Consider the following 18,258-nt stretch of genomic DNA (forward strand, 5'->3'; position numbering starts at 1 on the left):
ACACTTCACACATAAAGCGAACCCGCAGGTAAGAGAGCAAAAACCACCACAAGCCCCACTGGAGAATCTCTCCTAACGATTCTAAAGCATCCAGAACCGAAGACTTGCGATAGTTTTCCGCGCCGTGCGTTTAACGAGCACCGTGCGCTTAGCCATTAGCCATTAGCCATCGACCAGTGGCCAACTATCACTAGCTAACCCGTTCAACAGAAGCGCCGAGAGCGTTTAGTGTCTCTACGAAACCCGGGTAACCGCGATCAATGTGATAGACATCGTGCACCTCGGTGACGTCTCCCGCTTCGGTGCACAGCCCGGCCAGCACCAGACCGGCACCAGCGCGAATGTCCGAAGACCACACAGGTGCCGAACTCAGCGTTTCCTTTCCGCGAATCATCACGTGGTGGCCATCGATAGTCGCGTCAGTGCCGAGGCGAATCATCTCGTCGACAAACCGGAAGCGCGACTCAAAAACGTTCTCGGTAAGCACTGACGTCCCTTCGGACACCGCGGACAGAGCAATGGCCATGGGCTGCATGTCCGTCGGAAAGCCTGGGTATGGCAGCGTTTGGTAGTTCACACCCTGCGGACGCCTGTCCATGCGCACGCGGAAGCCCTGCGGATAGGTCTCGACCTGAGCGCCTGCGTTCTTCAGTTTTTCCAGAGGAAGGTGCAGATACTTAGGGTTGATGCCAACGACCGTAATGTCACCGCCGGTCATCGCCGCAGCATAAGCCCAGGTCCCTGCGATAATTCGGTCGCCGACGACTTTGTGCTCAGTCGGGTGCAGCTTCTCGACGCCCTCAACCGTGATGGTGTTAGATCCCGCACCCGAGATCTTGGCACCCATCTCCACGAGCATCTCGCACAGGTCGACAATTTCGGGCTCACGGGCGGCATTATCCAGCACAGTCGTACCTTCAGCTAGTACGGCCGCGGTCAGAATATTCTCGGTCGCGCCGACGGACGGGAAGTCCAGCTTGATGTTCGCCCCCTTGAGTCGCCCCGCCTCAGCGACCACGCAACCGTGGTGAATATAGGTGCGTGCACCCAATTTCTCCAGGCCAGCCTGATGCATGTCCAGCGGGCGGGAACCAATTGCGTCACCACCGGGCAGTGCGACAATCGCATTACAGGTACGCGCCGTCAGCGGCCCGAGCACACAAACCGAAGCGCGGAACTGGCGCACGGCATCGAAGTCAGCGTGATGCGAGAGTTCTTCGGGCACCGTGATTTCAATCCGGTCGCCCTCACGCGTCACGGAGCAACCGAGGCCTTCGAGGACCTTTTGCATCAATGGCACGTCGTCAATTTCAGGGCAGTTCGTCAGTACTGTCGTGCCCTCGGCGAGAAGCGCCGCACCCATCAGTTTCAGAACCGAGTTCTTCGCCCCGGAAATCTGAACCTGACCGTTTAGCGTCGCTCCGCCTTTAACCAGAAATCGCTCATTTCCCACTCCCCCAGCCAACCACATTTCGCAATATCGCGCTTAGACTTGAAACTATGAGCGTTCATCTAACTCGCATTTACACTCGCACCGGCGACGACGGCACCACTGGATTATCCGATTTCAGCCGCGTTCCCAAGGATGATTCTCGCCTTATCGCCTACGCCACGTGCGAGGAGGCCAACGCCATACTCGGTCAGGCGCTCAGCCTTGGCACGCTTGACGACGAAGTCTCGGCCGTCATCCGCTACGTGCAGAATGATCTCTTTGATGCCGGAGCCGACCTGGCAACACCTATTGAAGAAAACCCGAAGTACCCGCCATTGCGTATCGAGCCGGAGTACATCGAGCGACTCGAGCACTGGTGTGACCAGTTCAATGAGCAACTGCCGAAACTGGATTCCTTCATCCTCCCTGGAGGCACACCAGCCGCGGCACTGCTGCATACGGCTCGGGTGATTACTCGTCGGGCCGAGCGTGCGGCATGGGCTGCCTGCCGCGAGTTTCCCGAAACTACTTCAGTCCTACCGGCGAAGTACCTCAATCGACTATCTGACCTACTGTTCATTCTTTCGCGGGTGGCCAATGCCGGCAACGACATCAAGTGGGTTCCCGGTGGCGAACGCGAAGATGAGCGCCAAGCGGCCCTCGATGCGAAAAAGCGCCGCGCTCGCTAGCCAAATTTGCTAGGAGCGCGACGCTAGCCGCATGGCGGCTAAGAGTACCTAGAGCATCTGCGGGGTTGGACGAGGTGCCCGTCGTCAAGCGGTTTACGGCAGTGCGCCGATGCGACGGGCTGCATTGACGGCCTCGTAGCGAGTGTGGGCACCCAGTTTGCGCATTACGGAGCGGAGGTAGGACTTAACCGTCTCTGCGCCAATGCCCATTTCTTCTGCGGCCTCGACGTTGGTGTGACCGAGGGCGACACAGGCGAGAACATCGAGCTCACGAGCCGACAGCTTGGTGGTCTGCTTGACGCGAACCGGGGTGACCATCTGATCGCAGAGGACCTCGAGCTCCTGGCGCAGCTTCTCATCGTCCACACGGTTAGCGAGCATGCGCAGCTTGGAGTGCGTGGAGCGAACCTGCTCCCACTCAGCGCCATTCATGATACGGCCGCCCTTACCGTTGCCAGAGCGATCCATGTTGCGGCAGGCGTCGACGACAGCGAGGTCCTGCTCCAGGCAGCGGGCGGTCATTGTGACCTCTTCAAGAACCTTGTCCCCCAGACGCACCGAGGAGTGCACGCCACCGTAGAGCACGCCACGGACAAGACGCGAAACAATTACCGGCACGGCGACCAGCGAGTGCAGGCCTTCATCACGAATCTTGTCGTCATACTCGTGGGTAATAACCTTGGCGCGCAGGTAGTCACTGACCCCCACCGGGCGGCGCGTGGCCAACACGCGACCGCCAACACCCGCACCCGATTCCACAGTCAGATTCTGCAGGGCTGGAGTACGCAGGCCAACCCAGTTGTTGATCTGCATCTTCGAGTTATCGGTGACTTCCGCATACATTGTGACCGGAATACCAGTCGCATTCTTTAGGGCGACCAAGGACGACTTAATAACCTCATTGTCGTCCAGAATGCGGTGGGGATCCATCTCGCGTCCTCCTGCGTAACGGGCAAATTGCTTCACTGGTACCCACAGAGGCACCATCAGCCTGTGACTTCGCGCCGACTTACACTCCTACGAAATGGTCAACTACCGCTCAGCGGCTCCTGACCCTTTCGGGGGCTGTAAACCGTACAAAGTAGATAGTACCCTCCGAACGGGTACACCTGCATTAAGGCATCCGTCACACAATCTTAGGAAACAACTAGGTTTCTCTACAAGTACGCAAAGAAAACACCAGGATAAATCCTGCCACTAGCCCCGCTGTGGCCGAATAGACACAAGGCAGGGGGTAGCTATTTTCCCGCCAGCAAACTGCGTAAATGCTAATAACTGAGGGTAATGAACGACATTTCACCCCCAATGTGGACATTTTCGAAAAACACCTTCGCTGATTCATCTTGGTGCGCTATTGTTATTCATGCAACAGGTTTTGTTGAGTTCCACTTTCAATGCCACGTCCTCCACGTGGTTGTCCGAAGGTGGTGCACAGCAAACGCAAGAGGGAATCCGGTGCAATTCCGGAACTGTCCCGCAGCGGTAATCTGGAACAAAATTCGCCAACGGCACTGAGGTTATTTCAACCTTGGGAAGCGGCGAAAAGTAGGAAAATTGATAATAAGGTTCTGCACGTAAGCATCAAAGCAAGCGGCAGTCGTCATCCCCTTATTGTCGGTCACGCCAGGAAGTCCGAATACCTGCCTGATGCGCCGAGGACACTGCAAAGTGCCACGGCCACGGAGATCGCCCGCGGACAGGTGTGACGTGAAATGGAAGCGAAGAAATGCGACAGCTTCGCCTATATTTCTAGGCCTATCTTTATAGGCATTGCGCCCTGCCCGCGGGCGTTTTTCTCATTTTTAGCGCGGTTTAGCTGCACATATCGATGAGCTATTCACCAACCAAGCCTCTCGCCTAAACATCCTCTGGATGGAGCACATCTCGCCCAATCGCCTTGGAGACCACGGGCGCCCAGGGCAAAGCCAATCGAGCATGTTCCACCAACCGTCGATCGGCCAAAATTTCCTCTTTGGAGCCAACTCGCAGTTTGCCGTCGGCAAGCACTGCTGCCCGATCGGCGAAATTCCACGCGAAGTCGATGTCGTGCGTGGCGACGACGACGGCTGTGCCCTGATCACGCAATTGATTGAGCGTGTGTGCAAGCTTTCGGGTCGCCTGCGGATCGAGGCCGGCGGAGGGCTCGTCGAGAAGCAGCACGCGCGGATGCATCGCCAGCGCGCCTGCGAGAGCGACACGCTTGCGCTGACCATAGGAAAGCTGGTGCGGAACGCGTTCGGCGAGATCAGTGATTTCGGCGGTGCCTAGGGCCTCCCGGACGCGCCGCTCGACTTCCTCGTTCTCCAGCCCCAGGTTGACGGGACCGAAAGAGACGTCTGCAAACACGCTGGCCGCGAAGATTTGCTCATCCGGATCCTGTGTGACCATCTGCACTGAGCGACGGACCGTATTGCGGCCGGGCCGGGAGTACTTGTAGGCGGTGCCGTCAAGGCGAACCTCGCCACTGTTGGGCTTAGACGCTCCCGCGAGCATACGCAACAGCGTGGACTTGCCCGAACCGTTTGCCCCCAACAGCGCTAGGCGCTCGCCGCCCGAAATTGCCAGCTCCACGCCTTTCAGGACGCGGGTTTCGTCATAAGCGTATGTAACTGCTGCCGCTTCCACAATGGCGCCGCTGGCACCATCCACGTGATTAGCGCTATTTTTCCTTCTGGTCGACATCCCTAAACACCCCATTTCAGCAGCGCCCAGGCCGCAATCAACGACAAAAGTAAGGCACTGGATATCGCGATGAAATTCGGCTGCCTCGGCCGCGAAATCACCAGTACTTTCATTGCGCTCGGATCGGCACGCAGCTCAATTCCCTCTTGCATCTTGCGGGCTCGAGTAAAAGCGATAACAAAGAGGCTGGCGGACTGCGCCGCGACATCCCGGATCATCGCCCGGCGCGTGGAGTGCCCAAGACGTCGCGCTTGAGCCTCTGTCATTGAGTGCGCGGAGTGAATCAGCACGCCAGTCATCCGATAAATCACTTCAGCGAGGTACGTCAGGTACCGAGGCATGCCATGCTTATTGAGCCACGCAATAAGTTCCGAAATCGGAGTGGTCAGCGCAAAGACCATCGTGCAGCTGATACCCGCAAACGAACGCATCACAACCTGCGCCATTCGCTGCGGACCATCCGGCGACCACGCGAGACCGTCGGGAGTAAGCGCTACCAAAAGCGGAAACGCGCCGACGAGCACAAAAGCCGCCGGTGCCAACACCATTGCCACATACAGCTTGCGGGGCACCCGGGCTATGTACGCAATAAACCAAGCAATGACCGCAATGCCCGGAGCAAACGGAATTGGCGGAAGCGCAACCGCCAGAATCAACAGCCCACCGAGCAGCAGGATCTTTTCGCCCACGTTGCGGCGTGCCCAAGCGCTGCGCGCCGCTGCGGCTTCTAGCGCATTCACTGCTCTTTCTCGCGCTTGTCTGAACGCGCAGCAGCTTTCCCTCGGTAGAAGCCAATAACGTAGAACAGGACGCCAGCACCGATAACAGCCTGGAGCGCGAACAGACCCGACTCGACCTCACCCGGCAGTTCGCCGACGAGTGGTTCGAACCACGGCTCGTAGTTCGGGTCGATTTCCTGAATTGTCTCCGTAGCAGTGGCATCAGTGCCGGCGAACGGCTCCTCGGCGTCGCCGCCGTAGTTGAAGAACAGCGGGAACATGGCAATTACGACTACCAGGACAATGAGACCGACGCTGACCCACACGGAGTTCTTCTTCGGTTGGCTAGCTGCCTGTGCGTCGACAATCTGCGCGTTGTTTTTTGCATTCATAATCGTGCTCTCTTTCGCTTCTTTTCGCTTGACGACGGCTACTGCTTCTGGCCGGATACGGATGCAGCTGAAGCATTCTGCGAAGTGGCAGACCCTGCAACAGCGTTGGTCGTGGTGTCTGCAGCTTTCGCCTCCAGCGCTGGTGCTGGCGCATCGCCGAAGCGGGACAGGAAGCCGAGATCGAGGAGCTCAGAGTGTGCCACTGCCAGCAGGGTGCGCATGAGAATGACGGTGACCAGAGCCTCGATGATTGCCAGCGGAATCTGCGTGATAGCGAACAGGCCGAGGAATGTAGCCAGCGCGCCGCCAACACCGCCCGGACTTGCCGGGTGTGCAAGAGCGAGCTGCATGGAGGTCACGACGTAGGTGGAGAGGTCAGCGAAGAACGCTGCCATAAACACACCTGGTAGCAGGCCTCCGCCGAGCTTTCGAGTCAATACGTAGAAGGCGTAGCCGACCCACGGGCCGACGATTGCCATGGAGAAGATGTTCGCACCGAGCGTCGTAATGCCGCCGTGAGCGAGCAAGATTGCTTGGAAGAGCAACACGATGGAGCCAAGCAGCGCCATCACCGGAGGTTTGAAGATTACAGCACCAAAACCCGTACCTGTCGGGTGCGAAGTGGAACCCGTCACGGATGGAATCTTGATTGCGGAGAGCACGAAAGTAAACGCACCGGCAGCACCGAGCAGCATGCCGCTACCGGGATGCTCTTTCATAGTGCGCTTGACTTGAACTGCGCCGTGAATGACAAAGGGAGCGGCAGCTACACCCCACCCAATGCAATGAGTAACTGGGAGAAATCCCTCAGCAATATGCATGATGTAAATCTTCTTTCTGCGGCGCTATTCACCTCGACAGCACCGCTCGACCGCCAATCCGCGGACGCGAATTGGATGATTTACAGTCGGTCTCCTGGCTGATGGGCTGAGGAAAGCTTCACCCTTCTATTAATGCCTCGCCTCCTTCCCCAAAGGTTTGAGTCCCCCTGAGTGGCTTCGACGAAGCACCGCAATCATCGGGTCCATTGCCTGCGTTTTCGGTTATCGCATATAACCGCTGTGCAGATAACGGCCGCAATCGCGCCCAATCACAGTGGCGAGGGCCGCTGCCTATTTACAAGGCATTCCCGTGCACTGTAAATCACATCTCAGAATAGTGGATTCTGAGAAACCTTAATGTTTTTTACCCTCACAATGGAGGTGAGGACGAGCAAGGCAATCACATAGCGTTAACGTGGCAAGAGCCGGAGCATTGCGAAATCAGCGGTGCGACTGCGACGGTGCCGGCCGCGGCGACTGTGACGGTGGTGCCACCGGAATTGGCAGCCTCCACTTTCCTACGCAATCCATGAAGTAGACGAACTGGTCTGTACTAATTGCAGGATCAGGCGTACACTACGGCTACACGCGAAAACTCATTAGGAAGTCCTCTGTGATTTCCGGAATGGATAAGATTAATGACTATTTATAACGATGTCACTGAACTGATCGGCAACACCCCGCTGGTTAAGCTCAACCGTGTTACCGAGGGCCTGCCGGGCAACGTGATTGCCAAGCTGGAGTTTTACAACCCTGCCAACTCGGTCAAGGACCGCATCGGCAACGCAATTATCGATGCCGCCGAGCGCTCTGGCGAGCTCAAGCCGGGCGGAACCATCGTCGAGGGTACCTCGGGCAACACCGGTATCGCGCTAGCAATGGTCGGCGCAGCCCGCGGTTACAAGGTCATTCTCACTATGCCGGACACCATGAGCCAGGAGCGCCGCGTCGTTCTGCGCGCATTCGGCGCTGAGCTTGTACTCACCCCGGGCGCGGATGGCATGCGCGGTGCTGTCGATAAGGCCAACGAAATCGTGGCTAACACCGACAATGCAATCCTGGCTTCCCAGTTCGCCAACCCGGCCAACCCGGCTATCCACGAGGCAACCACTGGTGAAGAAATCTGGGAAGCTACCGACGGCAAGGTTGATTACTTCGTGGCCGGTGTCGGCACCGGAGGCACCGTTACCGGTGCTGGTCGCACGCTGAAGAAGCACAACTCGGAAATCAAGCTGGTTGCCGTTGAGCCGAAGGCCTCCCCGCTGCTGACCGAGGGCACTGCCGGCCCGCATAAGATTCAGGGCCTGGGCGCAAACTTTGTCCCAGAGGTTCTCGATCAGGATCTTCTCGACGAGATTATTGCGGTTACCAACGAGGACGCTATTGAGGTCTCCCGCAAGGTCGCTGCAGCCGAGGGCATCCTTGGCGGCATTTCCGCCGGTGCAAACATCAAGGCTGCTCTCGAGATTGCAGCTCGCCCAGAGGCTGAGGGCAAGAACATCGTCGTGATTGTCCCTGACTTCGGCGAGCGCTACGTCTCCTCCATCCTGTACGAGGACCTGCGCGACTAAAACCAAGCGCTATAAGCGCCCGTAACCTTCTCTGCAGAGCCCGCTAGCTGGCACTTTCCGTCGGCAAGCGGGTTTTTGCATTGCCCATACTTCCGACCAGATAGAATTGACGCCCATGAGTGACTTTTTCCGAATCCTCAAAGAGGATCTGGACAATGCCCGTGCGCATGACCCAGCTGCGCGCAGTGATGTAGAAAATGCCATTGTCTACTCCGGTCTACACGCAATCTGGATTCACCGATTCTCGCACCGCCTCTGGAAACGAGGCGGGATTTTCAAGGGCATTGCACGAGTACTCGCACAGTTTTCCCGTTGGCTGACTGGTATTGAGATTCACCCGGGCGCTCAAATTGGCCGAAGGTTCTTCATCGACCACGGTATGGGCATCGTCATTGGTGAAACCGCGGAGATTGGTGACGGCTGCATGCTCTACCACGGCGTGACACTCGGCGGCCGCTCACTGGAGAAGGTAAAACGCCACCCCACTCTGGAGGACAACGTCACCGTCGGGGCAGGCGCGAAAGTCCTTGGCCCCATCACAATTGGTGCGGGCTCATCGATCGGCGCCAACTCCGTGGTCACTCACAGCTGCCCACCCGATTCCATCGTGATAGGAATTCCGGGCCGCGTACGCCCTGCCAAGCCTGAAGAGCACAAGCCGTTATGCGATCCGGCGGTGTACGTCCAGGGTGACGGGGACTTCATCTAGCCCTGCCCTAAAACTAGCTCTACGCATAAAGAAGCCGGCCGGTTGCTCTTCCTATCGTGAGCAGCCGGCCGGCTTCTTTGTGCGTTCTTTGCCCTTCAGCGACTAGTCAGCCAGTAGATCCTGGTATTCCGGGTTTTTCTCGACGAAGTTGGCAACAGCGGAGCAGCTGGTGCGAATCTTGCGGTTGTTCTTCCGAACATCATCCAGCGCGCCTGCAATAAGTGGCTTGGACAGGCCTTGTCCACGGAATTTGCCATCTACTACCGTGTGGTCAAAATCCAGGGCACCTTCCACCGGGGTGTAAGCGGCAAAGCCGGCCTCTTCTCCCTCTACGGTGAGAACGTAGCGCTGACCGGCCTCATCATGTGAAATAGTGTGTGCCATTTTCGGAATCACTTCCCTCTCGTGGTTGTGAAGCGTCGTCATTGCAAACGACTCTTAGGATGTAACCCAGATAACAGCTCTCGCTTCGGATTAATTCCGAATCCTGGCTAATTCTGCACTAGCGGGGGTTCGCCCGGGTGCTCGTCGGCACGCCCGACAGCGACACGGCACGGGACATCGCCCTTCGCGACCTTAGCCGCAGCCTCACCCTCTGCCCACCCCGGGCTGACGGCCTCAGCGAGCGGGCCTGCCAAATCCGCCATTTCGCAGTGAGACAGCCCCGGAGCCACCACGCTGATGCGATAACGCTTCCGATCCCCCGGATCCATGCCTGGGTTGGCCTCCGCCCACAAATCAGCGAGCGAAGAGGTGCGCCCCACATCGGGCATGACATCCTCGTAGACATTGACTTCCTGATCCGGAATCAGTTCCGCGAGCGCCCCACGAACCTTCTCAGCAGCCGATTGGCTGCCCTCAGCATCCGTGTAGACGAAGATGCGCACGACCCACGGCAGCGTCTTATCGTGGGACAGCGTTCCTGCTGAGGCGAATTCCTTACTCATGCACAACATCCTATCCGCTAGGGTGTGTACGCGGTTTAATTTCCCCCACTTTAAGGTTTTCGCACGGCTCAATGCACTTTGCTTTACGACGCTCACGTCGAAAACCCACCAGGGTGAAGAACAAAAAATCCCCAGTCCGTTTCCGGACTGGGGATTAATTGTGGCCAGAAGCGGGATCGAACCGCTGACCTTCCACTTTTCAGGCGGACGCTCTACCGACTGAGCTATCTGGCCAGACTTGAAATTAATCAAGTGGCGACCCTGACGGGACTTGAACCCGCGACCTCCGCCGTGACAGGGCGGCGCGCTAACCAACTGCGCCACAGGGCCTTAAATGCCGTGCTCAGCTTTCTGGATTACCAGCGCTGCGCACGAGTTGTTACTCTACAGAACAGCGCTGAACATAAGCAAATCGCCAGTTCATGGCGGATATTTTAAGTTGAAAACTGACATCTGAACCCCGGGGCCCGGGGCAACCTAGACTGTGGCGCCCCGGTGGCAGCGACGGGTTAATAGACAAAAGAATGTCCGCTCCGCATGTCGCCGGGTGGGCCCTTTTTGCCACTTAGTCCTTAATGCGAGTTACTGACTGCGTTTATGTCAAAAATGGCCCGAAAAATGGCCTGAAAGTGTCATAAACTCGCACAGTTTCACATTTGCAGCCCGTAATTTTTCGGGCGATCAGTTTTGCTACTTAACCCTGGGTTGTGGAGCTGCCGCAGTTGGAGGCTGACCAGTCACTATCTTGAGAATCAGACACACTTTTTGCCCCCACCGACACCCAGCACACCACTAACCAAAAGCAAAAACACCAGCTCCAACCGGAACTGGTGTTTAGAATTGCGACCCTGACGGGACTTGAACCCGCGACCTCCGCCGTGACAGGGCGGCGCGCTAACCAACTGCGCCACAGGGCCATTGTGTTTTTTAGTGGTACTCCCAACGGGATTCGAACCCGTGTTGCCGCCGTGAAAGGGCGGAGTCCTAGGCCTCTAGACGATGGGAGCCCGACTTAACGCTGCAAGAGAGTGTGCCACCATATGGCAAATCTGCGTGCAACTGCAATACATTCACGTTGCATTTGCGCGCGCTCTTGGCAACGTAAAGAACTATAGAGGATAAGTACCCTTTTCCCAAAATCCACGGCTGAACTGGAATTTCTTACTATTTCCAAGAGCACTACTGGTGCTCGGATAAGCTCATCACTATGGCAACTCCGGATTTCATTGTTCAGCTCCGCGAAAAAGTGGGCCACGCTCCGCTCTGGCTCCCCGGCGTCACGGCTATCGTCATTCGCGATGTTCCGCCGAATGCACCAATGTACGCCCTGCCCGAGGTCTTGCTGGTTCGTCGCTCAGATAATGGCGAATGGACTCCGGTCACCGGAATCATCGACCCGAACGAACAGCCTCACGACGCAGCTGTGCGCGAGGTAAAGGAAGAAACGGGACTCGATGTCACGGTCGAAGCACTGCTCGGCACTGGTGCCGTTGGCCCTGTCGAGTACCCAAATGGCGATGTCACCTCATATGTGGATGTCGCCATGCGCTGCAGCGTTGTCGGCGATGATATCCCATATGTCGCTGATGACGAATCGACCGAAGTCGGATGGTTCCAGATTTCACAGATGCCACCTATGAAGCCGCGCTTCCGCCTGATCGTCGCCGATGCTGTCGCGCAGCTCAAGCACCCGGCGGGCTTTAAGCCGCGCATGGGCTACCACAAGCGAGAGAAGTAGCATGCCGCAGCGGGTGACGTCGTAAAACGTTGGCTTAGCGCGCCGCCCTCCGGAAATTTTCGAGCTTTTTTCTCGTATCTCGCTGAATTTGTGCCCCAATGCGTGCCCAATATGCGCCCCTTTCCCCGGGCACTCGGGCGACTAATACACCCCGGGCAAGTTACTGCGAAAAAACGCCCTGAACAGGGAACAAAAAGGGAACAGCCCCCGGTAGTCGAACTATGAAAGTCCACCTACCAGGGGCTTTCGTGGGCCCTGCGGGGCTCGAACCCGCGACCTGCGGATTAAAAGTCCGTAGCTCTACCAACTGAGCTAAAGGCCCGCGCAAGAAAATAGCCTAGCAATTGCGCGCTTGTTTTTAATAATTGCCCCTCGAGAGTCGACTAGTTCACACCCAGGAACTTTTTGTTTCTCCTATCCGACTGAACTAGTAAGCAGGAATACTGCGGACACTTGATGCAAACTTCGGTAAACCCAAACGGAGTACACGCATCTTTTATGTCTACTTATTCAGTCGAGGAAACATGGATGTCGTCGATATATCTCGTTGGCAATTTGGCATAACCACCGTCTACCACTTCATTTTTGTCCCGCTCACGATTGGCCTTGCCCCGCTGGTCGCACTCATGCAGACGCTGTGGGCCACGACGAAAAACGATGTTTGGTACCGCGCGACACGGTTTTTCGGCACCATCTTCATCATTAACTTCGCCATGGGTGTGGCCACGGGCATCGTCCAGGAATTCCAGTTCGGTATGAACTGGTCGGAGTACTCCCGCATGATTGGTGATGTCTTCGGCGGTCCACTGGCACTGGAAGGTCTCATCGCGTTTTTCCTGGAATCCACTTTCCTGGGCCTGTGGATTTTCGGCTGGGGTCGTATCCCCACCTGGATGCACACGCTCTCGATTTGGATTGTTGCCATTGCGGTGAATATCTCGGCGTACTTCATCATTGTCGCCAATTCGTTCATGCAGCACCCTGTAGGTGCGGTTTACAACCCAGAAACCGGCCGCGCTGAGTTGACGGACTTGGGCGCGCTGTTGACCAACTCCACCGCCTTGGCAGCTTTTCCGCATGCCGTGGCCAGCTCTTTCCTCACCGCCGGCACGCTTGTTGTCGGCGTCAGCGGCTGGTGGTTGGTTCAGAGCCGCCGCGGTGGTCAGCGCGATAATGTCCACGAGCGCACGTTCCGCAAGACTATGAAGGTCGGGCTCTGGACTACTGTGCTCAGCTCACTGGCCGTGTTTATCACCGGCGATATCCAAGCCAAGCTCATGTTCGAGCAGCAGCCGATGAAGATGGCTTCGGCCGAGTCCCTGTGCCACACGCAGACGGATCCGATGTTCTCGGTTCTGACCGTCGGCACGCACAACAATTGTGATTCAGTGCTGCACCTTATCGAGGTACCGTGGGTGCTGCCGTTCCTGGCGCAAGGAAAGTTCAGTGGCGTCACGCTCCAGGGCGTGCAGGATCTGCAGGAAAAGGCTGAGGCGCTCTTCGGCCCGGGAAATTATTCCCCGAACTTGTTCGTCACGTATTGGTCTTTCCGCGCCATGATTGGCCTGATGGTCGGTTCGCTGGCCATCGCGTTTTTCGCCTGGCTGTTTACTCGCAAGGGGCGCGTGCCGACGGGCAAGCGAGCCCGCATTTTCGCTACTTGCAGCATCCTTGCAATTCCGTTCCCGTTCCTGGCCAGTAGCGCTGGCTGGATCTTTACGGAAATGGGCCGTCAGCCTTGGATTGTGCACCCCAACCCGGATCACATCGGAGATCCGCGCACGGAACTGCTGCGCATGACCGTCGATATGGGTGTGTCCGACCATGCACCGGCGACGGTGCTTATCACTCTGGCGGGCTTTACCCTGCTCTACCTGATTTTGGCAGTGGTGTGGTTCTGGTTGATTCGCCGCGCAGTTATTGCCGGACCGCCAACCGAATCCGCTGAGGCAATCAACGCCATCGGCAATGACCCCGAGCACGCGGGTCCATCGTCGCCAATCGCTACCGATCTGGGCGCAATCGTCTCGTCCCCGGTTCGATTCAACAAGGTCCATGCCCAGTCCGCTGCCGGCCCCGACTCCGAAGTCTCCGCGACTGAGGACACAAAGTAGATAAGGATGTACCTCTGACATGTTCGGATTAGATCTTCCCGTTTTGTGGTTTATCCTGATCGCGTTCCTCTTCGCTGGCTACTTCTTGCTCGAGGGCTTTGACTTCGGCGTCGGAATGCTGTTGCCGTTCATTGGCCGCGATGAACCGCGTCGCAAAGCGATGCTCGGCACTATCGGGCCGGTGTGGGACGGCAACGAAGTGTGGCTAATTACCGCAGGTGGCGCGCTTTTCGCAGCGTTTCCAGAGTGGTATGCATCCATGTTTTCCGGCTTCTACCTGCCGCTCTTCCTGATCCTGGTGGCGCTAATTGTCCGTATTGTCGGGCTGGAATGGCGCTCCAAGGTCAACGATGAGGGCTGGCGCGCCTGGTGTGACCGGGCGATTATCTTCGGCTCCTGGCTGCCGCCGATTCTGTGGGGCGTGGCCGTGGCCAACCTGGTGCGTGGTGTACCGCTGAACGCCGACAAGAACCTGGACTCCGGTTTTAGTGCCCTGCTGGGGTTGCTGAACCCGTACGCCCTGGTTGGTGGCATCGCGTTTGCGGCTGTGTTTGCGCTTCACGCGGTGACTTTCCTGCGGCTGAAGACCGCCGGCAAGCTACGCGACGAGGTCGGCAATGCGGCTCGAATTCCCGCCCTGTCGGCGCTGATTTTCGGTGGCGCGTTCCTCATCTGGACACAGCTGGTCTATGGAAAGACCTGGCTGTGGGCTGTTGTGGTCATCGCAGTAGCAGGTTTGGTCATTTCCATCTCCGCAACCGTGGCCAACCGCGACGGCATCGCTTTCACCGCCACCGCCATCGCCGTTATTGCCGTCACGACCGTTGTCTTCGGCGCTATGTACCCGTATCTGATGCCGACGACGCTTGCCGACGGCGTCTCCCTCGATATCTGGAATTCCGCCTCTAACCCCTACACGCTGAAAATCATGACCTGGACCGCGCTGGTGATTACCCCACTGGTGATTGCCTACCAGGCGTGGACATACTGGGTATTCCGCAAGCGACTGATGGCTGAGCGTAAGGTCTCGTAGCCGTCTGTCCGTTGGAGGTTAGTTTCTAAAAAGTGGCTCCTGTCGATCCGAAACTCTTCAAGCTGTCAGCCCCAGCGTGGCGTTGGGTCATTTTCGCGGGTGCACTGACTGCCGCGAGCACAGGTGCCACAATCGCGTTGGGGCTGGCCATTGGCACTATTACAGCGCAGGTTCTGGGCGAGGCGACTCCGAACTGGACAGTGTTTGCGCTGGTAGCAACCGCGTCCGTGCTAGTTCGGGTGGCCTGCTCCTACGCCCTGGTGCGCTTCGGCCAATCAGCTGGCGCACGTGTGGCAACAGACCTGCGCAGCCGTGCGCTGCGAGCCCTAGCTCTGCGCGACCCCCGCACGGTCGACACCGCACACTGGCGCGCGCTGCTTTCGGTCGGGCTCGATGGCGTGGCCGTCTACGTGGCGGAATTCCTCCCCGCGCTGGTGGCCGCAGCACTGGCTACCCCGATGGCCCTGGCCGCGGTCGCGTGGTTGGACCTCCCGTCGTTTGCCATCGCGGTTGTTACGCTGCCTCTAATTCCGCTGTTCATGTGGCTGGTGGGCCGCCTCACTGAGGGGCGCACAGAACGCCGCCTGGCCGATATCGGTACAGTGCGCGGCCAGATTCTCGACCTCGTCGTAGGCCTGCCGACTCTCAAAGCACACACCATGGCCGATGCCCCCAGCGAGGAAATCAAGCGTCTGTCGACCCGCCACCGGAAGTCCACCATGGAGGTCCTGCGCATCGCCTTCCTGTCCGCGTCGGTTCTGGAATTCCTCACGACCCTGTCAATTGCCCTCATCGCCGTCGGCATCGGATTCCGGCTCCTGGGAGGCCACATGACACTGGCCACTGGCCTGGCAGTGCTCATCATCGCCCCGGAAATCTATGGCCCCGTGCGCCAGGTTGGTCAGAAGTTCCACGCAGCTCAGGACGGTGTCGTCGCTGCCACCGAGGTCACGGAACTGCTGGCCAAGGACGCCAACCAGACTCCGAACTCCACAGACACCACCTCTGAAGCTGTGGAGGGGGCGACCGAAGGGACGTCGTCAAGCAGTGCTCCCAGTGCCCCCACGGTCGTGTTCGAGCACCTTTCTGCACCGGGGCGAGACGGCGTGCGGCCCAGTAATCTAAGCGCCATCGCGCGGCCCGGCGCGGTAACCGTGCTGGCAGGACCGAACGGCGTGGGCAAGACGACAGCGCTACTCGCGGTCGCCGAAATTGTGCACGAGGACCTGGAGGGTTCCGTAACTATCCGCGACGGCAAGCGCATGCTCCACGGTCAGGACCTGCTGCAGCGCATCGCGTGGCTGCCCCAGCGGCCCATCCTGGACGCGGCGGCGGTCGGCGATAATTCGCGGCGCTCGCTCGGGCAACGTCAGCGGGAGGCGCTTCGGCGCGAGCTTGCCGACGACACCCGCGACCTCGTCCTCCTCGATGAACCGACGGCCCACTTGGATGCCGACAGTGCGCAGTCCGTGATTAGAATCCTGCGCACACGTGCCCGACGCGGAGCCACGGTGATTGCCACCAGCCATGATCCGCTACTGATTGCGGCGGCCGACGACGTGGTGGAGGTGCAGTCGCGATGACTATCCTGCAAGCGCTTCGTCGACTGGTGAGCCCCCGCGACCTGGTGTGGCCAGTGTTGGCGGGCACCATCACGCTGCTGTCCGCACTGAGCCTGACCGTGGTGTCGGCGTGGCTGATTACGCGTTCCTGGCAGAAGCCGCCGCTGATGGACATCACTCTGGCGGTTACATCTGTGCGCGCGCTGGGTATTTCGCGAGCTGCGTTCCGATACCTCGACCGGCTGGTCTCCCATGATGTAGCGTTGCGTACCGCCGAGCGCTCCCGGGTGAAACTGTGGGAGCATTTCGTGGGCGATCGCACGCTGGCGCTGCGTGAGCGTTCCGATATTGTCACGGCGCTGGGCACGAATATTGACGCGCTTGCCGATGTCGTCGTGCGCTCAATCGTGCCCGCGCTTGTGGCGCTTATGACCTCGCTCATCGCCATTATCTTCGTAGCGCTGCTCTCCCCCACCACTGCGGTTCTCCTGGCAGTGGGGCTGTTTCTCGCAGGCGGGGTTGCGCCCTACCTGACATATCGTGCCACTGCGCACTCGAGTAAGCGTCGCACGGTCGCGCTGCAAGCGCATGCCGGTGCCGTCGAGACGCTGCTTTCCGACGCCGCGGGTCTGCATATCCACGGTCAATTGGATGAGGCAGTCTCTGCCGCCTCGGCCTCCAGTAAGAAGGTTGCGGCCATCGATGACGCCACTGGCCGGGCAAATGCCCGTGCCTCAGCGCTGAGCACCGCGGCCAGCGTGCTGACGGCTGTCCTCACCGTGGTCGTCGCCTCGTGGTTGGTGACGGCCTCTGCCGCGGGCACCGGGGGCTCTGGGGGCGCCGGGGTCAGTTTGGTGCACTCCCCCGAGTGGCTGACGGTTCTGGTTCTGGTGCCGCTGGCTGCTTTTGAGTCAGTTGGCCCGTTACCAGCTGCGGCGCAGACGCTGGCGCAATCGCGCGAAGCATTGCTGATGCTCGCCTCGAATACAGGCGACTCAGCTGAGGCAGATATTGCTGCGGTGAATACACCGGCTGAAAAGGGCACACCAGCGCCCACGTCCATGCGGCCCCAAAGCCAGCTGACACTCCAGCCCACGCTACAGGTAAAAGACTTGATTGTGGGCTACCCCGACGACCACAGTTCGAACATCACGGACGGGACCGCTGCCCAGCCAGCGCATGCCGCAGCATCCCAGCCAGCTCAATTGCCGATGCAAAACTTCGAGGTCACCTTTGGCAGATATCGGGAAATCACGGCGCCGTCGGGAAGCGGAAAAACTACGTTGCTGAAAACCATCGCCGGGCTGATGCCGCCAGTTGCGGGCACGGTTGTTGTCGCCGACGGAGACGGCCGTGAGCTGTGGCGCAGTGAAGCAAGTGCCGGGAAGGCTCACGAAAGTATTCACCCATGCGACCTGGTGCGCTTTATCGCCGAGGACGAGCACATTTTCGCCACCACGGTGCGGGACAACATCTCCATTGGCAACCCGCAGGTCAGCGATGATGTCATCTACTCCGTACTGGATGCCGTAGGCTTGCGCGAATGGGTCAACGCCGCACCCGCCGGCCTGGACACGATTCTGGACAGCGGCGCGGACAGTCTCTCGGGTGGTCAGCGTCGCAGGCTCATCCTCACCCGCGCGCTGGTCAGCACAGCGCCGATTCTGCTTCTCGACGAACCCACCGAGCACCTCGACGAGGACTCGAACCGCATCCTGGAGCTTCTCCGCAACACCACCGAGCTCCCCGGCGGGAGGGGCCGCCGAACGGTGGTCGTCGTCAGGCATCCGCGCACGCAGCGCTAACCGACCGATCCAATCAGCCTGCCAAAACAGATTCGAAAACGGCA

Annotated in this window: 16 protein-coding genes, 5 tRNA genes and 2 riboswitches; of the genes, 8 read left to right on the top strand and 13 right to left on the bottom strand. The window is 58.7% G+C overall.

The genetic code is table 11. The features are described from left to right. Positions 1 to 190: 190 nt before the first annotated feature. The gene (murA, locus tag HMPREF2708_RS05075) at positions 191 to 1,453 is read right to left on the bottom strand and encodes a UDP-N-acetylglucosamine 1-carboxyvinyltransferase (protein ID WP_246840345.1); all 1,263 of its coding nucleotides are present in this window, start codon (positions 1,451 to 1,453) and stop codon (positions 191 to 193) included. Between the two features lie 47 nt (positions 1,454 to 1,500). On the opposite strand from murA, the gene HMPREF2708_RS05080 reads away from it, so the two are divergent. Continuing rightward, complete coding sequence (locus HMPREF2708_RS05080; RefSeq protein ID WP_070833142.1) at positions 1,501 to 2,121, top strand: cob(I)yrinic acid a,c-diamide adenosyltransferase; 621 nt, start codon at positions 1,501 to 1,503, stop codon at positions 2,119 to 2,121. A 93-nt stretch (positions 2,122 to 2,214) separates the two neighbouring features. Here HMPREF2708_RS05080 and ramA read toward each other — a convergent pair whose 3' ends face one another. The 5 genes from ramA to HMPREF2708_RS05105 all read right to left on the bottom strand — a co-directional run bounded on the left by ramA (position 2,215) and on the right by HMPREF2708_RS05105 (position 6,735). Next, a complete protein-coding gene (gene ramA / locus HMPREF2708_RS05085) occupies positions 2,215 to 3,051 on the bottom strand; it encodes an acetate metabolism transcriptional regulator RamA (protein WP_005511953.1) in 837 nt (278 codons plus the stop codon). Positions 3,052 to 3,526: 475 nt separating this feature from the next. Then, positions 3,527 to 3,784: riboswitch (cobalamin riboswitch) on the top strand. A gap of 194 nt (positions 3,785 to 3,978) precedes the next feature. After that, on the bottom strand, positions 3,979 to 4,770 hold the full coding sequence (locus HMPREF2708_RS05090) for an energy-coupling factor ABC transporter ATP-binding protein (protein WP_371326295.1): 792 nt from the start codon (positions 4,768 to 4,770) through the stop codon (positions 3,979 to 3,981). Positions 4,771 to 4,805: 35 nt separating this feature from the next. Next, the gene (gene cbiQ, locus HMPREF2708_RS05095; RefSeq protein ID WP_070833149.1) at positions 4,806 to 5,543 is read right to left on the bottom strand and encodes a cobalt ECF transporter T component CbiQ; all 738 of its coding nucleotides are present in this window, start codon (positions 5,541 to 5,543) and stop codon (positions 4,806 to 4,808) included. After that, positions 5,540 to 5,914, bottom strand: a complete 375-nt coding sequence (locus tag HMPREF2708_RS05100) for an energy-coupling factor ABC transporter substrate-binding protein (RefSeq protein WP_070833151.1) — start codon at positions 5,912 to 5,914, stop codon at positions 5,540 to 5,542. Before HMPREF2708_RS05100 ends, cbiQ begins: the two co-directional genes overlap by 4 nt. Positions 5,915 to 5,952: 38 nt before the next feature. Beyond that, the gene (locus tag HMPREF2708_RS05105) at positions 5,953 to 6,735 is read right to left on the bottom strand and encodes an energy-coupling factor ABC transporter permease (RefSeq protein ID WP_070833154.1); all 783 of its coding nucleotides are present in this window, start codon (positions 6,733 to 6,735) and stop codon (positions 5,953 to 5,955) included. A gap of 66 nt (positions 6,736 to 6,801) precedes the next feature. Then, positions 6,802 to 7,070: riboswitch (cobalamin riboswitch) on the bottom strand. A gap of 303 nt (positions 7,071 to 7,373) precedes the next feature. Here HMPREF2708_RS05105 and cysK point away from each other — a divergent pair. Continuing rightward, positions 7,374 to 8,306, top strand: a complete 933-nt coding sequence (cysK, locus tag HMPREF2708_RS05110; protein WP_070833157.1) for a cysteine synthase A — start codon at positions 7,374 to 7,376, stop codon at positions 8,304 to 8,306. A gap of 115 nt (positions 8,307 to 8,421) precedes the next feature. Then, the gene (gene epsC / locus HMPREF2708_RS05115) at positions 8,422 to 9,015 is read left to right on the top strand and encodes a serine O-acetyltransferase EpsC (protein ID WP_005511963.1); all 594 of its coding nucleotides are present in this window, start codon (positions 8,422 to 8,424) and stop codon (positions 9,013 to 9,015) included. A gap of 102 nt (positions 9,016 to 9,117) precedes the next feature. Here epsC and HMPREF2708_RS05120 read toward each other — a convergent pair whose 3' ends face one another. The 6 genes from HMPREF2708_RS05120 to HMPREF2708_RS05145 form a co-directional block, all read right to left on the bottom strand. Beyond that, complete coding sequence (locus tag HMPREF2708_RS05120) at positions 9,118 to 9,399, bottom strand: GNAT family N-acetyltransferase (protein WP_042388192.1); 282 nt, start codon at positions 9,397 to 9,399, stop codon at positions 9,118 to 9,120. Between the two features lie 107 nt (positions 9,400 to 9,506). Further along, positions 9,507 to 9,962, bottom strand: coding sequence for a hypothetical protein (locus HMPREF2708_RS05125; protein ID WP_070833585.1), 456 nt, complete (start codon positions 9,960 to 9,962; stop codon positions 9,507 to 9,509). 161 nt (positions 9,963 to 10,123) lie between these two features. Next, positions 10,124 to 10,196 (bottom strand) — tRNA-Phe (locus HMPREF2708_RS05130). A gap of 19 nt (positions 10,197 to 10,215) precedes the next feature. Further along, a tRNA-Asp gene (locus tag HMPREF2708_RS05135) sits at positions 10,216 to 10,292 on the bottom strand. Between the two features lie 513 nt (positions 10,293 to 10,805). Continuing rightward, positions 10,806 to 10,879, bottom strand: a tRNA-Asp gene (locus tag HMPREF2708_RS05140). Positions 10,880 to 10,893: 14 nt separating this feature from the next. After that, positions 10,894 to 10,969, bottom strand: a tRNA-Glu gene (locus HMPREF2708_RS05145). Between the two features lie 200 nt (positions 10,970 to 11,169). Between HMPREF2708_RS05145 and HMPREF2708_RS05150 the strand changes: the two genes are divergently transcribed. Beyond that, the gene (locus HMPREF2708_RS05150; protein WP_070833160.1) at positions 11,170 to 11,700 is read left to right on the top strand and encodes an NUDIX hydrolase; all 531 of its coding nucleotides are present in this window, start codon (positions 11,170 to 11,172) and stop codon (positions 11,698 to 11,700) included. A gap of 249 nt (positions 11,701 to 11,949) precedes the next feature. Here HMPREF2708_RS05150 and HMPREF2708_RS05155 read toward each other — a convergent pair. Beyond that, a tRNA-Lys gene (locus tag HMPREF2708_RS05155) sits at positions 11,950 to 12,022 on the bottom strand. A gap of 202 nt (positions 12,023 to 12,224) precedes the next feature. On the opposite strand from HMPREF2708_RS05155, the gene HMPREF2708_RS05160 reads away from it, so the two are divergent. From HMPREF2708_RS05160 to cydC, 4 genes are read left to right on the top strand one after another with little or no spacing between them, the layout of a single operon-like run. Further along, entirely contained in the window at positions 12,225 to 13,814 is a 1,590-nt protein-coding gene (locus HMPREF2708_RS05160; RefSeq protein ID WP_070833163.1) for a cytochrome ubiquinol oxidase subunit I, read from the top strand. 19 nt (positions 13,815 to 13,833) lie between these two features. After that, a complete protein-coding gene (cydB, locus tag HMPREF2708_RS05165) occupies positions 13,834 to 14,847 on the top strand; it encodes a cytochrome d ubiquinol oxidase subunit II (protein ID WP_048759453.1) in 1,014 nt (337 codons plus the stop codon). Positions 14,848 to 14,879: 32 nt separating this feature from the next. Next, positions 14,880 to 16,430 (top strand): ABC transporter ATP-binding protein/permease, encoded by a 1,551-nt coding sequence (locus tag HMPREF2708_RS05170; RefSeq protein ID WP_082150648.1) that lies wholly within the window; start codon positions 14,880 to 14,882, stop codon positions 16,428 to 16,430. Next, positions 16,427 to 18,214 (top strand): thiol reductant ABC exporter subunit CydC, encoded by a 1,788-nt coding sequence (gene cydC, locus HMPREF2708_RS05175; RefSeq protein ID WP_070833166.1) that lies wholly within the window; start codon positions 16,427 to 16,429, stop codon positions 18,212 to 18,214. The genes HMPREF2708_RS05170 and cydC overlap by 4 nt, the downstream gene beginning before the upstream one ends. The last annotated feature ends 44 nt before the right edge of the window (positions 18,215 to 18,258 follow it).

The organism is Corynebacterium sp. HMSC073H12 (genome assembly GCF_001837775.1).
Taxonomy (GTDB): domain Bacteria; phylum Actinomycetota; class Actinomycetes; order Mycobacteriales; family Mycobacteriaceae; genus Corynebacterium; species Corynebacterium amycolatum.

Excerpts from the sequence above, each read along its gene's own strand:
- cydB (WP_048759453.1), top strand. The coding sequence starts at position 13,834 with ATGTTCGGATTAGATCTTCCCGTTTTGTGGTTTATCCTGATCGCGTTC.
- HMPREF2708_RS05080 (WP_070833142.1), top strand. The coding sequence starts at position 1,501 with ATGAGCGTTCATCTAACTCGCATTTACACTCGCACCGGCGACGACGGC.
- epsC (WP_005511963.1), top strand. The coding sequence starts at position 8,422 with ATGAGTGACTTTTTCCGAATCCTCAAAGAGGATCTGGACAATGCCCGT.
- HMPREF2708_RS05160 (WP_070833163.1), top strand. The coding sequence starts at position 12,225 with ATGGATGTCGTCGATATATCTCGTTGGCAATTTGGCATAACCACCGTC.
- ramA (WP_005511953.1), bottom strand. The coding sequence starts at position 3,051 with ATGGATCCCCACCGCATTCTGGACGACAATGAGGTTATTAAGTCGTCC.
- HMPREF2708_RS05105 (WP_070833154.1), bottom strand. The coding sequence starts at position 6,735 with ATGCATATTGCTGAGGGATTTCTCCCAGTTACTCATTGCATTGGGTGG.
- HMPREF2708_RS05120 (WP_042388192.1), bottom strand. The coding sequence starts at position 9,399 with ATGGCACACACTATTTCACATGATGAGGCCGGTCAGCGCTACGTTCTC.
- cydC (WP_070833166.1), top strand. The coding sequence starts at position 16,427 with ATGACTATCCTGCAAGCGCTTCGTCGACTGGTGAGCCCCCGCGACCTG.
- cysK (WP_070833157.1), top strand. The coding sequence starts at position 7,374 with ATGACTATTTATAACGATGTCACTGAACTGATCGGCAACACCCCGCTG.
- HMPREF2708_RS05100 (WP_070833151.1), bottom strand. The coding sequence starts at position 5,914 with ATGAATGCAAAAAACAACGCGCAGATTGTCGACGCACAGGCAGCTAGC.
- HMPREF2708_RS05150 (WP_070833160.1), top strand. The coding sequence starts at position 11,170 with ATGGCAACTCCGGATTTCATTGTTCAGCTCCGCGAAAAAGTGGGCCAC.
- HMPREF2708_RS05125 (WP_070833585.1), bottom strand. The coding sequence starts at position 9,962 with ATGAGTAAGGAATTCGCCTCAGCAGGAACGCTGTCCCACGATAAGACG.